This window comes from Methylibium sp. (assembly GCF_013817365.1).
Classification (GTDB): Bacteria; Pseudomonadota; Gammaproteobacteria; order Burkholderiales; family Burkholderiaceae_C; genus Methylibium.
The window spans coordinates 1-12,713 of record NZ_JACDCU010000065.1; the positions used below are offsets into that span (position 1 = coordinate 1).

14 protein-coding genes and 2 tRNA genes are annotated in these 12,713 nt (G+C 67.9%); 1 reads left to right on the forward strand and 15 read right to left on the reverse strand.

What is annotated here, in order from left to right; all coding sequences use genetic code 11:
* Window positions 1-284: 284 nt before the first annotated feature.
* The 15 genes from H0W38_RS06405 to H0W38_RS06475 form a co-directional block, all read right to left on the reverse strand.
* Entirely contained in the window at window positions 285-482 is a 198-nt protein-coding gene (locus H0W38_RS06405) for a hypothetical protein (RefSeq protein WP_292452247.1), read from the reverse strand.
* Between the two features lie 108 nt (window positions 483-590).
* Window positions 591-666: transfer RNA gene (locus H0W38_RS06410), tRNA-Lys, on the reverse strand.
* 59 nt (window positions 667-725) lie between these two features.
* Window positions 726-801, reverse strand: a tRNA-Lys gene (locus H0W38_RS06415).
* 41 nt (window positions 802-842) lie between these two features.
* On the reverse strand, window positions 843-1,628 hold the full coding sequence (locus H0W38_RS06420) for a tRNA threonylcarbamoyladenosine dehydratase (protein WP_292452248.1): 786 nt from the start codon (window positions 1,626-1,628) through the stop codon (window positions 843-845).
* Window positions 1,629-1,638: 10 nt separating this feature from the next.
* Window positions 1,639-2,424, reverse strand: coding sequence for a tol-pal system protein YbgF (ybgF, locus tag H0W38_RS06425; protein WP_292452249.1), 786 nt, complete (start codon window positions 2,422-2,424; stop codon window positions 1,639-1,641).
* A gap of 85 nt (window positions 2,425-2,509) precedes the next feature.
* The gene (gene pal / locus H0W38_RS06430) at window positions 2,510-3,061 is read right to left on the reverse strand and encodes a peptidoglycan-associated lipoprotein Pal (RefSeq protein ID WP_292452250.1); all 552 of its coding nucleotides are present in this window, start codon (window positions 3,059-3,061) and stop codon (window positions 2,510-2,512) included.
* Between the two features lie 39 nt (window positions 3,062-3,100).
* Complete coding sequence (gene tolB / locus H0W38_RS06435) at window positions 3,101-4,399, reverse strand: Tol-Pal system beta propeller repeat protein TolB (RefSeq protein ID WP_292452251.1); 1,299 nt, start codon at window positions 4,397-4,399, stop codon at window positions 3,101-3,103.
* 227 nt (window positions 4,400-4,626) lie between these two features.
* Complete coding sequence (gene rng / locus H0W38_RS06440; RefSeq protein ID WP_292452252.1) at window positions 4,627-6,084, reverse strand: ribonuclease G; 1,458 nt, start codon at window positions 6,082-6,084, stop codon at window positions 4,627-4,629.
* Window positions 6,085-6,171: 87 nt separating this feature from the next.
* On the reverse strand, window positions 6,172-6,783 hold the full coding sequence (locus tag H0W38_RS06445; protein ID WP_292452253.1) for a nucleoside triphosphate pyrophosphatase: 612 nt from the start codon (window positions 6,781-6,783) through the stop codon (window positions 6,172-6,174).
* A 75-nt stretch (window positions 6,784-6,858) separates the two neighbouring features.
* Complete coding sequence (gene rlmH, locus H0W38_RS06450) at window positions 6,859-7,329, reverse strand: 23S rRNA (pseudouridine(1915)-N(3))-methyltransferase RlmH (protein WP_292452254.1); 471 nt, start codon at window positions 7,327-7,329, stop codon at window positions 6,859-6,861.
* A complete protein-coding gene (gene rsfS / locus H0W38_RS06455) occupies window positions 7,326-8,087 on the reverse strand; it encodes a ribosome silencing factor (RefSeq protein ID WP_292452255.1) in 762 nt (253 codons plus the stop codon). Before rsfS ends, rlmH begins: the two co-directional genes overlap by 4 nt.
* Entirely contained in the window at window positions 8,088-8,750 is a 663-nt protein-coding gene (nadD, locus tag H0W38_RS06460) for a nicotinate-nucleotide adenylyltransferase (RefSeq protein WP_292452256.1), read from the reverse strand. It lies immediately after the preceding gene.
* A 142-nt stretch (window positions 8,751-8,892) separates the two neighbouring features.
* Window positions 8,893-9,816 carry an oxygen-dependent coproporphyrinogen oxidase gene (hemF, locus tag H0W38_RS06465; protein WP_292452258.1) on the reverse strand — a complete coding sequence of 308 codons (924 nt, stop codon included), beginning with the start codon at window positions 9,814-9,816 and terminating at the stop codon, window positions 8,893-8,895.
* 114 nt (window positions 9,817-9,930) lie between these two features.
* The gene (gene purD, locus H0W38_RS06470; RefSeq protein WP_292452259.1) at window positions 9,931-11,253 is read right to left on the reverse strand and encodes a phosphoribosylamine--glycine ligase; all 1,323 of its coding nucleotides are present in this window, start codon (window positions 11,251-11,253) and stop codon (window positions 9,931-9,933) included.
* Window positions 11,250-11,990 carry a YebC/PmpR family DNA-binding transcriptional regulator gene (locus tag H0W38_RS06475; RefSeq protein WP_292452260.1) on the reverse strand — a complete coding sequence of 247 codons (741 nt, stop codon included), beginning with the start codon at window positions 11,988-11,990 and terminating at the stop codon, window positions 11,250-11,252. Before H0W38_RS06475 ends, purD begins: the two co-directional genes overlap by 4 nt.
* Window positions 11,991-12,065: 75 nt before the next feature.
* On the opposite strand from H0W38_RS06475, the gene H0W38_RS06480 reads away from it, so the two are divergent.
* On the forward strand, window positions 12,066-12,713 hold a 648-nt coding region (locus H0W38_RS06480), incomplete at its 3' end, for a helicase HerA-like domain-containing protein (RefSeq protein ID WP_292452262.1).

Here is a 12,713-nt window from a genome sequence, read left to right on the forward strand (position 1 = left end):
TAACATGCGACCACCGACTTGCCCACCGCGTCGGTCGTTCGTCGCAAGCGACGCCCGCCGCCGTGGACAAGTCTCACAGCGCCTCACACACAGAATTTCTGACACTCCCGCTCAGAGTGCCTGGCGCGGCAATGGCGTCAATAGGAATCCTCGACACCGTCCCCAACCTCCTCAGCAACGGCGTCAAGTCCTCAAGCCGCCCCCGCGATCGGGTTCCTGACATCCCCATCCCGCTGTCACGTCACATACACCGCCAGCAGCTGCGACCCCAGCAGTTCCCTTCGCTACCGCTCCCGCAGCGACTTCCACACAATCACCTGCACCACACCGGTCTCGCCTTCGCCAAGGCGAGGAAGGCTATTCCTGTGCCGCTCAATGGCGAAGCCATGGCGATCTTGCAGAAGCAGATCGGGAAGCATCGAGAGATCGTGTTTACGTTCAAGGGCAAGCGCGTCGAACAGGTGAGCGGCAGCTTGGTACAAGGCACTGCACTGCGCCGCGCGGGCATAGACAACTTGTCACAACTCCCTCGGAGCTCCAGACGGACCAACGGCTTGCACGATGCAAGCCGTTGATTTATCGAGATATTCTGGTGGGCCCTGAGTGACTCGAACACTCGACCTACGGATTAAGAGTCCGCTGCTCTACCAACTGAGCTAAGAGCCCGTGAACCGGTTCACGGTGTCAGACCTGTGCGCCGTAAACGCAAACACGTCATGCACTTTTGGTGGGTTGTGCGTGACTCGAACACGCGACCTACGGATTAAAAGTCCGCTGCTCTACCGACTGAGCTAACAACCCGTCGCAAAGCAGCGCATTCTATCCCGACTCGCCAAGCCGACTCAAGCTTCGGCGCGGCCCGACAAGAGCTGCTCGATGACTTCGCCCGCAGCCACCAGACCGAACACGGCCGTCACACTGACCGCCGAGCCATAGCCTTTGCAGTTGAGGCTGCCTTCGACATCGCAAGCGCCATCCGGCCGCTGCACCGGCTCGCGCGAGAACACGCAACGCAGGCCGATGGCACCCTTGCGCGGCACGCCGTGTCGTTGCCGCAGGCGCTGTCGCAGTGAAGCGAGAAGAGGGTCGTGCGTGACGTCGGCAATGTCCTGCACCTCCACGTCCTGCGCGCGCCGTTTTCCGCCCGCCGCGCCCACGCTCACGAACGCAATCCGCTGCGACCGAGCCCAATCGGCCAGCACGGTCTTGGCACGCATCTGGTCGCAGGCATCGATGAGCGCATCGACCGGCTTGCGCAACAGGCCCGGCCAGACCTCGGGCTCGACGAACGCTTCCACGGCTTCGACCGCACAGCCCGGATGGATCAGCGCGATGCGTTCGCGCAGCGCCTGCACCTTGGCCTGGCCGAGCGTGGTTTCGAGGGCCTGCACCTGGCGGTTGATGTTGGACTCGGCGACATGGTCCAGATCGATCAGCGTCAGGCCCGCCACGCCGCTGCGCGCCAGGGCCTCTGCTGCCCAGGAGCCGACGCCACCGACGCCGACCACGGCCACTCTCGCCGCGCGCAGGCGCTCGTATCCGGCATCGCCGTACAAGCGCCGTAGCCCGCCGAAGCGTCGCTCGAGATCGGCTTCGGCAAAAACCGCGAGCGCGGGCGCGACGCTCACGGCGAAGGCATCACTTCAGCGATGCGAGCCGCTCGCGTCCGGCCTGTGCGGCTTCGCTGGCCGGGTAGTTCTTCATCAGGTCGTTGAGCGTGGCGCGCGCGCTCTTCGGATCTTTCAGCTCGATCTGGCAGTTGGCGATCGACAGCAGCGCCTCGGGGGCACGAGGGTGCTGCGGCGCACTCGACACCAGCGCGCGGAACGAGTCGATCGCCTCCTTGTAGTCGCGCTTGCCGTACTGCGCATTGGCCAGCCAGTACAGGGCCGTCTGACCGTAGCCGCTGGTCGGATAGCGCCGCTGGAACGCGCTGAACGCCTCGATTGCACCGGCAAAATCGCCCTGGCGCAGCACGCCGACTGCTTCGCCGTACAGGCGCGTCTCGTCGGGTTCGGCCAGGAATTCGCGGCCATCGAGTTGCACCTTCTGCGGCTCGATGCGGCGCAGCCGGTCGTCGACGCCCTGCTGCACGTCTTTTTGCCGGCGCTGCAACTCGGCCACGTCCCGCAGAAGCTGTTCGTCGTTGCCGCGCAGCCGGGCCAGCTCGCCACGCAGCTGTTCGATCGTGGTGTTGAGGTCGAGCAGGCTGCGCTGCAGCTGCCGGACCTGCTCGTTCAGTTGTTCCTGGCGCGCGAGGCCCGCCTGCTCGCTCTGGTTGAGGCGCTCACGGACGTCGAGGATCGCGCGGCGGGCCTCGTCGTCGCTGAACAGCGCCGCTTGCACCGCACCGGCGCCGAGCAAAGCCATTGCCGCGATCGCGAGCCGCCAGCCTTTGTGCAGGGGGCGAGCGGTTGCCAGCATCGTTCGGGTGCTCGTCCGGCCGCTCCCGTCGCGTCGAGCGTTCTCTGCAGACGCAGCGACCGAAGTAAGCTCGGCGGCCTTCATCTCAGCGGTCACGCAACTCGGCACGGCGGTTCTCGGCCCAGGCCGTCTCGTCGCTGCCGGTCGCCGCCGGACGTTCCTCGCCGTAGCTCACGGCCTCGATCTGCGTGGTCTGTGCACCGAGCAGCGTCATCGACCTGGCGACCGCCTCGGCGCGCTTTTGACCCAGCGCCAAGTTGTACTCGCGGCCGCCGCGCTCGTCGGTATGGCCCTCGACGACAACGCGCCTGGCCCGATCGCCGCTCAACAGCTTGGCATGCGACTCGACGACCGGTCGAAACTCGTCCTTGACGACGAAGCTGTCGAAATCGAAGTAAACGACCTTCGGCAACGCGTTGGCGGCGTCGCCCTGCTGTTTGGACAGATCGACGTTGGCCACTTGAGACTGGGGCGTGCCACGGCCGTCGGCTCCCGCGCCACCGGCGCCGCCGGCAGCGCCGGGAGTGCGGCTTTCGACGGGCGGCTCGTCGAGCTTCACGCTCGAGGCACAGCCGGCGAGCGCCAGCGCGGCGAGCATGGCCAGCGCCGAGGTGCTGCGGGGGATGAATGCTTTCATGGGGTCTCCTGAGAAGAATCGAGTTGTGTGAATTTCGGCTCAGCGGCCGTAGGGGCCCCAGACCGGCTCACGGACATCGGCCTGGGTTGCGACGAGACGCGCCTTGATCCTGCCGTCGGTGGTGGTCGTCATGAGCACATCGCGCCCGCCCTCCCGGGTGGCGTAGATGATGAGGCGGCCGTTCGGCGCGAAGCTCGGGCTTTCGTCGTCATTGGTGTCGGTGACGGCACGGCTGGCTCCGCCCGTGCCGAGGTCCATGACGTGGACCTTGAACCCGCCGCTGCGGGAGATGTAGGCCATCTGCCGGCCGTCCGGGCTGAGCGAGGGGCTGATGTTGTAGCCGCCTTCGAAGGTGACGCGCTCGGCGTTGCCGCCGGCCACAGGCAGGCGATAAATCTGGGGGCTGCCGCCGCGATCGCTAACGAAATAAAGCTGCTTGCCATCGGCCGACCAAGCCGCCTCGGTGTCGATGGCGCTGGTGTTGGTCAGGCGCCGCACGTTCTGGCCATCGCGGCCCATCACGTAGAGCTGCGAGCCGCCTTCGCGGCTGAGCGTCATCGCAAGCTGGCTGCCGTCGGGCGACCAGGCCGGCGCACTGTTGGAGCCACGAAAGCTCGCCACGGGGCGGCGCTTGCCGGAAGCGACCTCCTGCACGTAGACCACGGCCTTGCGGCTTTCGAAGGACACGTAGGCCAGTTCCTTGCCGTTCGGCGACCAGGCCGGCGAGATGATCGGCTCGGGGCTGGCCAATGCCGATTGCCCGGCTTCACCGTCGGCATCGGTGACCCACAGGGTGTAGTTGCCGCTTCGGGTGACGTAGGCAATGCGGGTGGAGAACACACCCTTTTCGCCGGTGAGTTTTTCGTAGATGGCGTCGGCGATCTGGTGCGAGGCCAGGCGCAGGTCGGCCGCGCTGACCACGTAGCTCTGTCCGCCGAGATCGACACCCTTGACGACGTCCCACAGGCGGTAGCGCACATCGAAGCGGCCATCGGCCAGACGGCTGACCGAGCCGGCCACCAACGCGTCGGCGCCGCGGCCGCGCCACTCCGTGAGCTCCGGCTTGGCCGTCTCGTCCAGCGCGATGCCAGCGGTGTCGAGCGGCCGGAACACGCCACTGCGCTCGAGGTCGGCGCGCACGATCCGGCCGACCGGCTGCGGTGCCTGCTGCTCCGCGCGGAAGGCGATCACGGCGATCGGCAGCTGCGTTGCACCGACGCCGGAAATCTCGACCCGGAACTGCGCCAGCGCAGCGGGCATGGCGGCGGCGAGAGGCAGCGCGATCAGGCTGCGACGCACGGGCGAAGCCAGCGGGGGGGAAAAGGCTCGACGATTCATCGGGTCCGGGCAGTGCAAACGGTGCAGAGGGGGAGGTCGTGCCGCGCGCGCAAGCCGCAGGGCGGGTGGCCCCGCAGGCTAGACCGTAGCATCGTGAACGGAAGTATCAGTGGGGCGAGAGACGACGGAGCGGCGCAAGGATAACAGCCGCCATCGCAGAGGCGAGGGCCTGCGGGCGGAAGTCGTGTCGCGGTGTAGGGCACCTCACCCCACCCGCGCGCCTGCCGTCACAGCAGCACGATGTCGTACTTCTCGGGCGACAAGCCCGGCTCGGTCTGCAACGAAACCGGCTTGCCGATGAAGTCGGACAGTCCGGCCAGATGCACGCTCTCCTCGTCGAGCAGCATCTCCACCACCGCCGCCGAGGCGATGACGCGGAACTCGCGCGGGTTGAACTGCCGCGCCTCGCGCAGGATCTCGCGCAAAATGTCGTAGCACACGCTGCGCGGCGTCTTCACCTGGCCCTTGCCCTGGCAGGTCGGGCAGGGTTCGCACAACAGGTGTGCCAGCGACTCGCGGGTGCGCTTGCGCGTCATCTCCACCAGCCCGAGCTGGGTGAAGCCGCTCACCGTGATCTTGGTGCGGTCTCGGGACAGCTGCTTGCGCAGTTCGGCGAGCACGGCGTCACGGTGATCCTCGCGCACCATGTCGATGAAGTCGATGATGATGATGCCGCCGAGGTTGCGCAGGCGCAGTTGCCGGGCGATCGCCTGGGCGGCCTCGAGGTTGGTCTTGAAGACCGTGTCGTCGAAATTGCGCGCGCCGACGTAACCGCCGGTGTTGATGTCCACCGTGGTCAGCGCTTCGGTCTGGTCGATGATCAGGTAGCCGCCGCTCTTGAGCTCGACGCGGCGCGCGAGCGCGCGCTCGATCTCCTCGTCGATGCCGAACAGGTCGAAGACCGGCCGCTCGCCGGCGTAGAGCTCGAGTTTCTTCACCGACGTGGGGGTGTACTGCTCCCCGAAGCGGCGCAGCACGTCGTACTGCAGTCGCGAGTCGATGCGCACCGCCTGGGTCTGTTCGTTGGTCAGGTCACGCAGCACGCGCTGCACGAGGCTCAAGTCCTCGTGCAGCAGCGTGCCTGCAGCGGCCTTGAAGGCGCGCTCGCGGATCGCGTTCCAGGTCTTGCGCAGGTAGTCGATGTCGTCTTCGAGGTCGACATCCGTCGCTTCCTCGGCATTGGTGCGCAGGATGAAACCGCCGCCGCCCTCACCCGCCAGCACCTGCATGCGCGCGCGCAGCCGTTCGCGCAGCTCTTGCGAGCCGATCTTCTGGCTGATGCCGATGCGGTCGTCCTGCGGTAGGAAGACGAGCAGCCTCCCGGCGATGCTGATTTGTGTGGACAGGCGCGCGCCCTTGCTGCCGATGGGGTCCTTGATCACCTGGACCATCAGGGTCTGCCCATCGAACACCTGACGCTCGATCGGCACCGCAGGCGCCGCGTCGCGCCCCGCAGGCTCGTCGCGGTGCAGGTCGGCCACGTGCAGGAAGGCGGCACGGGCCAAGCCGATGTCGATGAAGGCCGACTGCATGCCGGGCAGGACGCGGGCAACGCGGCCCGAATAGACATTGCCGACCCAGCCGCGCTCCAAGGTACGCTCGATATGCAACTCCTGCACCGCGCCGTTCTCGACGATGGCCACCCGGGTTTCCTGAGGGGACCAGTTGATGAGGATGTCTTGCATAGAGCCATGTTAAGTGGCCGGACTGCCAGCGACGTTCAGGCTGCCCGGGTGGCTTGCATCGCCACACCTGCCGCGAGAGTCCTCCGATCAGAAGCTCCAGCCCACCCCCCGCAACACCTCCGCCGTCTCGAACAAGGGCAGGCCCATGATCCCGGAGTGGCTCCCTTCGATGTGCTCGATCCACGCCGCCGCCTGGCTCTGGATCGCATACGCCCCTGCCTTGCCCTGCGATTCGCCGCTCGCCACGTAGCGCACGATCTCGTCGGAGCCGAGCGGCCGAAAGCGCACGGTGGACACCTGCAGCACGCACTGCGGCGCGAACGCCGCATGCGGCGCCTCGGCCACCGCCACGGCGGTGAGCACGCGGTGCGTCTGGCCCGAGAGGGCCTGCAGCATGAGCGCCGCGTCCTCGTCGTCGGCGGGCTTGCCGAAGATGCGCGGCCCGAGCGCCACGGTGGTGTCCGCACACAGGATCGGCGCGGCCGGCAAGCCTCGCGCGAGCAGCCGCGCGCGCGCTGCCGCCAGCTTGGCCAGGGTCACGCGCAGCACGTAGTCGTCCGGCGCCTCGTCGGGCAGCACCCTCTCCAGCGCCTCGGTGTCCTCGTGCGCATCGGGCAGCAGCAACTCATGGCGCACGCCGATCTGTTCGAGCAGCTGGCGGCGGCGGGGGCTTTGCGAAGCGAGATAAAGGAAGCGCATGAAGGAAGGCAGAAGGCTCGGTGAAAGTCAGCAGGAGCGCGCACGCAGGGCAGCGTGCGTTCGCCGCTCACCCTGTCATTCCCGGTGATACGGGTGCCCGGCGTTGAGCGACCAGGCCCGGTACAGCGCCTCGAGCAGGACGACGCGCGCCAGCGCGTGCGGCAGCGTCAGGTCCGACAGCCGCAGGCTCTCGTTGGCGCTGCTCTTGAGGCCGGCGTCCAGGCCATCGGGGCCGCCCATGAGCAGCGCCACGTCGCGGCCGTCGTGCTGCCAGGCGGTCAGCCGCTCGGCCAGCGCATGGGTGCTCAGGCGCGCGCCGTGCTCGTCGAGCACCACACGGCGCGCCCCCTTCGAACAGGCCGCGTCGAGGCGCTGGGCTTCGGCCGCCTTGAGCGCCTCCACCGGTTTGCCGAGGGTGCGCGGCTCGGCCTTGACGGCCTTGATCTCGACGCGCCACTCGGGCGGAAAGCGCTTGAGGTAATCGGTGCAGGCACTTTCGGCCCAGACCGGCAGGCGCTGGCCGACGGCGACCAGCGCGAGCTTCATGTGCGCCGCGCTGTCTTCTTGGCACCGACCTTCGCAGCGGGTCGGCCGCCGGCTGACTTGCGCGAGGCCGGGACGGTTCCCGGTGCGTTCGCTGCTGGCGCCACGCCGCCCTTGCCGGAACCGGCCGCTGCACGACCGCCTCGACCCGGCGCGGAGGCTGACGAGCGGCCAGCGGGCCGGGCCGGCGCCGATGTACGTCCGCCCGGTTTTGCTGTTGTCCTGGCCGCTGTCTTTGCCGCGGGCTTCTTGGCCGCAGGCTTCTTCGCCACGGACTTCTTCGCCGCGGCCGGCCGGCTTGCGCCACGCTGAAGCGTACTGGCCGTGCGTGCCTCGCCGCTGCCCGCGCGCTTGCCTGAGCGTGGCGCGGGATCGTCCTCCTCGGGCTCGGCCGCCTTCACCAAGCCCCTGGTGGCCTCGCCCAGCTTCATCTTCACCGACTTGCCGCCCCACAGTTCTTCGAGGTGGTAGTAGCGGCGGATGTCGGGCTGCATGATGTGCGCCACCGCGGCGCCGCAGTCGACGATGATCCATTCGCCGTTCTCCTCGCCCTCGGTGCGCAGCACCGGGAAACCGCCGACCTTCACCGCGTCGCGCACGCTGGCTGCCAGCGCCTTGGTTTGCCGGTTGCTGGTGCCCGACGCGATGATCACGCGTTCGAACAGGGCCGAGAGGTGCTCGGTGTTGAAGACGACGATGTCGTTCGCCTTCACGTCCTCGAGGCCATCGACGATGGCGCGCTGCAGTTTTCGGATGTCCATTCAGCTCCTGGGCGGCGTGCCATCGGGCGCGCACGGTGTTGAGAAAAAGGTGCCGGCCTGGCGATAGAGCCGGTGCGAATCAATATAGCGTGCCACTCCGGCCGGCACCACTGCGGGAACGAAATCCTGCGCACTGCCGCCGGCAGCCAGATGAGCGCGGACCGCAGTGGACGACACCGGCATCGCCGGCATGCTCACCGGCACGGCCCGATGCGGCATGCCTTGCAAGGCGGCCGGCGGCCGGACCGAAGCGCCGCCGCGCGCCGCCACTCCCAGCGTCACCAGCAAAAGCAGTTCCCGCCAGGCATGCCACGTCGGCAGGCCTTCGTACTGGTCCTGCCCGATCAGCAGGTAGAGCGTGGCCTGCGGGTGCTCGGCGCGCAGTTCGCGGGCGCTGTCCACGGTGTAGCTCGGGCCGCTGCGCTCGAGCTCGCGGCGATCGAGCACGAAGCGCGGTTCGTCTTGAATGGCGGCGGCGACCATCGCGGCCCGGTCCTCGCTGCCGGCGAGCTCGTGCGGCTTTTGCCAGGGCCGGCCGGCCGGCAGCCAATGAAGCACGTCGAGTGCGAGCTCGTCGAGCGCAATGCGGGCCAGGGCGAGGTGCGCCTGGTGCGGCGGATCGAAGCTGCCGCCGAAGAGGCCGATGCGGGCGGGTGCGCTCACCCCTCACCCCAGCCCTTTCCACGCACGCGAGGCGAGGGTGTGCACCGTCTCTCACTTCGGCGCTCGTCCTGAATGCAGGACGCATTCGCATCCCGCTCCCTCTCCCGCTTGCGGGAGAGGGTTGGGGTGAGGGTCGCGGCGATCAACACCACTCCCTCGGTCTGAGAAAGTCGCTGTACAGCCGGGCCTCGGCCGTCCCGGGCTCCGGCTTCCAGTCGTAGCGCCAGCTCACCACAGGCGGCATGGACATCAGGATCGCTTCGGTGCGCCCGCCCGATTGCAGGCCGAACAGCGTGCCGCGGTCCCACACCAGGTTGAACTCGACATAGCGGCCGCGGCGGTAGCACTGGAACTCGCGCTCGCGCTCGCCATGCGGCATGTCGCGGCGGCGGCGCAGGATCGGCAGGTAGGCAGCGAGCAGCGAATCGCCGATGGCGCGGGTCATGGCGAAGCCGGCCTCGAATCCGCCCTCGGCGAAGTCGTCGTAGAAGATGCCTCCGATGCCGCGCGGCTCGTTGCGGTGCTTGAGAAAGAAGTACTCGTCGCACCACTGCTTGAAGCGCGGGTACTTGTCGGCGCCGAAGGGTGCGAGCGCATCGCGACAAGTCGTGTGGAAGTGAACGGCATCTTCTTCGAAGCCGTAGTACGGCGTGAGGTCCAGGCCGCCGCCGAACCAGCTGACCGTCTCGACACCGCCGCCCGCGAGCGGCTTGTGCGCGGCCAGCATGCGCACGTTCATGTGCACCGTGGGCACATACGGGTTGCGTGGATGGAACACGAGTGAGACGCCCATCGCCTCGAACGGCGCACCGGCCAGTTCTGGCCGGTGCTGCGTGGCGGAGGGCGGGAGCGCAGCGCCCTTGACGTGGCTGAAGCTGCAGCCGCCGCGCTCGAGCAGCGCACCGCCTTCGATCAAACGCGAAAGGCCATCGCCCTCGAGCGCGCCACCGGGTTCGCGCTGCCAGGCATCGCTCAGGAAGCGGCCGCCGTCCTCGGCCTCAAGGGCGGCGACGATGCGCGATTGCAGGCCCAGCAGGTAGTTGCGTACGTCAGCAACGTCGTTCATCGCAGGCAGCCTTCGAACACACAGTGTGCCGGTGGTGCAGCGACAGACAGGCGATGCAGGAGCCGGCTCGTCGCTCCGCGCGGCCCCGCGTCGGCTAGGCGCGATCGGTCAGCCTCAGCGCGCCTTGGTCGCACGGTGGCCAATGTCACGCCGGAACTGCATGCCGTCGAAGGCGATCGGCGCCAGCGCTTCGTAGGCGCGCTGTTGCGCGACCTTGACCGATTCACCCAGGGCAGTGACGCACAGCACGCGCCCGCCGCTGGTCAGCAGCTGCCCGCCTTCCTTGGTTGTGCCGGCATGAAAGACCACCGCCTCGGCCGCCGCGTCGGGGCTCACCGCCGGCAGGCCCGTGATGGCGTCGCCCTTGCGCGGCGCGTGCGGGTAGCCGGCCGCCGCCATCACCACGCCCAGCGCGATGCGCCGATCCCATTGCAGCTCAACCCCGCCCAGCGTGCCATCGGCCGCATGCACCAGCACGTCGAGCAGATCGCTCTTGAGCCGCATGACGATGGGCTGCGTTTCGGGGTCGCCCATGCGGCAGTTGAACTCCAACGCCTTGGGCCGGCCCTGCGCGTCGATCATCAGGCCGGCGTAGAGGAACCCGGTGTAGGGAATACCGTCCTTGGCCATGCCGTCGAGCGTGGGCTGGATGATCTCGTGCATCACCCGCGCGTGGACGTTGGGCGTGACCACCGGCGCTGGCGAGTAGGCGCCCATGCCGCCGGTATTTGGGCCGGTGTCGCCATCGAACGCGCGCTTGTGGTCCTGGCTGGTCGCCAGCGGCAGCACGTTGCGGCCGTCGGCGATGACGATGAAGCTGGCCTCCTCGCCTTCCAGGAATTCCTCGATCACGACACGCGGCACCACCCGGCCGTCGCTGCAGGCAAGATGCTGCACCTCCAGCGGCGTCGCACTGTCACCAGTGCCGAGCATCCAGTCGATCGCGGCATGCGCCTCGGCCGGAGTGGCCGCCACGACGACGCCCTTGCCGGCGGCCAGGCCGTCGGCCTTGATCACGATCGGCACGCCGGTCTTGTCGACGTGCGCGTGCGCGGCTTGCGCGTCGGCGAAGGTCTGGTACAGCGCGGTCGGGATGCCGTGGCGCTGCATGAAGTCCTTCGAGAAAGCCTTCGAGCTCTCGAGCTGTGCGGCCGCCTGGGTCGGGCCGAAGATGCGCAGGCCGCGCGCGCGGAACAGGTCCACCACGCCCGCAGCCAGCGGCGCCTCCGGACCCACGACGGTGAGCGACACCTTCTCGGCCTGCGCGAAATCGGCCAGCGCCTGCACGCCTTCGATGGGCACGTTCTTCAGCCGCAGGTCGCTCGCAGTCCCCCCATTGCCGGGCGCGACGAAAACCATCTGCACCTTGGGCGAAGCGGCGATCTTCCAGGCCAGCGCGTGTTCGCGGCCACCGCCACCGATCACCAGGACTTTCATTGCAGTGCTCCTAGACCGGCCAACTCGGCGTTGTGAAACACGGCCTGCGTGTCGTCCAGATCCTCGAGTACGTCGAGCAGCTTTTGCATGCGCGCGGCATCGTCGCCGGAGAGCTCGATGCTGTTCTCGGCGCGCATCGTCACCTCGGCCACCTCGGGCTTGAAGCCCGCGGCCTCGAGCGCCTGCTTGACCGGCTCGAAGGCCAGCGGATCGCTCAGCACCTCGATCGCACCTTCGTCGTCGGCGATCACGTCGTCGGCACCGGCCTCCAGCGCCGCTTCCATCACCTTGTCTTCCGGCGTGCCGGGCGCGAACACGAACTGCCCGCAGTGCTTGAACTGGAAGGCGACCGAGCCCTCGGTGCCGAGGTTCCCGCCGTACTTGCTGAACGCGTGCCGCACCTCGGCCACGGTGCGCACGCGGTTGTCGGTCATGCAGTCGACGATGACCGCCGCGCCGCCGATGCCGTAGCCCTCGTAGCGCACTTCTTCGTAGTTCACGCCTTCGAGCGCGCCGGTCGCCTTGTCGACGTTTTTCTTGATGGTGTCGGCCGGCATGTTGGCGGCCTTGGCCTTGTCCACCGCCAGGCGCAGACGCGGGTTCATGGCCAGATCGCCTCCGCCCTGGCGGGCTGCGACGACGATCTCGCGAATGATGCGGGTCCAGATGCGGCCCCGCTTCTCGTCCTGCCGGCCCTTGCGGTGCTGGATGTTGGCCCACTTGGAATGCCCGGCCATCTTGTCTTTCGGAAAGCTTAGGATTGGCGCGATTTTAGTGTGACGCCCTCCCCCTTAGCCTCCCGGAAGAACGCGATGACCGAGCCGCTCCTGATCGCCCAGCACGGGGATATCGCTTGCGCGTTGCTACCGGCGCTGGCCAACCGCCACGGCCTGATCACCGGCGCCACGGGCACCGGCAAGACGGTCACGCTGCAGGCACTGGCCGAAGGCTTCAGCAAGATCGGCGTGCCCGTTTTCCTGGCCGACGTGAAGGGCGACCTCACGGGCATCGCACTGACCGGCAGCATGGGCGAGAAGATGGCCAAGGTGCTGCAGGAACGCGGCCTGGAGATTCCAACGCCCTTCGCCTGCCCGGCTACCTTGTGGGACGTGTTCGGCGAGCAGGGTCATCCCGTGCGCGCCACCGTCTCCGACATGGGGCCGCTCCTGCTCGGCCGCATGCTCGCGCTCAACGACACGCAGCAAGGCGTGATGGCGCTGGTCTTCAAGATCGCCGATGACAACGGCATGCTCTTGCTCGATCTCAAGGACCTGAGGTCGATGCTGCAGTACGTGGGCGACAACGCCAAGCAGTTCCAGACCGAGTACGGGAACATCAGCCCCGCGAGCGTGGGCGCCATCCAGCGCGGCTTGATGCAGATCGAAGAGCAGGGCGGCGACAAGTTCTTCGGCGAGCCCATGCTCGACATCGGCGACTTCATGCAGACGGTGAACGGCCAC

Coding starts and splice junctions, on each gene's coding strand:
- ybgF (WP_292452249.1), bottom strand. CDS start 2,424: ATGCTGGCAACCGCTCGCCCCCTGCACAAAGGCTGGCGGCTCGCGATC.
- pal (WP_292452250.1), bottom strand. CDS start 3,061: ATGAAAGCATTCATCCCCCGCAGCACCTCGGCGCTGGCCATGCTCGCC.
- tolB (WP_292452251.1), bottom strand. CDS start 4,399: ATGAATCGTCGAGCCTTTTCCCCCCCGCTGGCTTCGCCCGTGCGTCGC.
- rng (WP_292452252.1), bottom strand. CDS start 6,084: ATGCAAGACATCCTCATCAACTGGTCCCCTCAGGAAACCCGGGTGGCC.
- H0W38_RS06445 (WP_292452253.1), bottom strand. CDS start 6,783: ATGCGCTTCCTTTATCTCGCTTCGCAAAGCCCCCGCCGCCGCCAGCTG.
- rlmH (WP_292452254.1), bottom strand. CDS start 7,329: ATGAAGCTCGCGCTGGTCGCCGTCGGCCAGCGCCTGCCGGTCTGGGCC.
- rsfS (WP_292452255.1), bottom strand. CDS start 8,087: ATGGACATCCGAAAACTGCAGCGCGCCATCGTCGATGGCCTCGAGGAC.
- hemF (WP_292452258.1), bottom strand. CDS start 9,816: ATGAACGACGTTGCTGACGTACGCAACTACCTGCTGGGCCTGCAATCG.
- purD (WP_292452259.1), bottom strand. CDS start 11,253: ATGAAAGTCCTGGTGATCGGTGGCGGTGGCCGCGAACACGCGCTGGCC.
- H0W38_RS06475 (WP_292452260.1), bottom strand. CDS start 11,990: ATGGCCGGGCATTCCAAGTGGGCCAACATCCAGCACCGCAAGGGCCGG.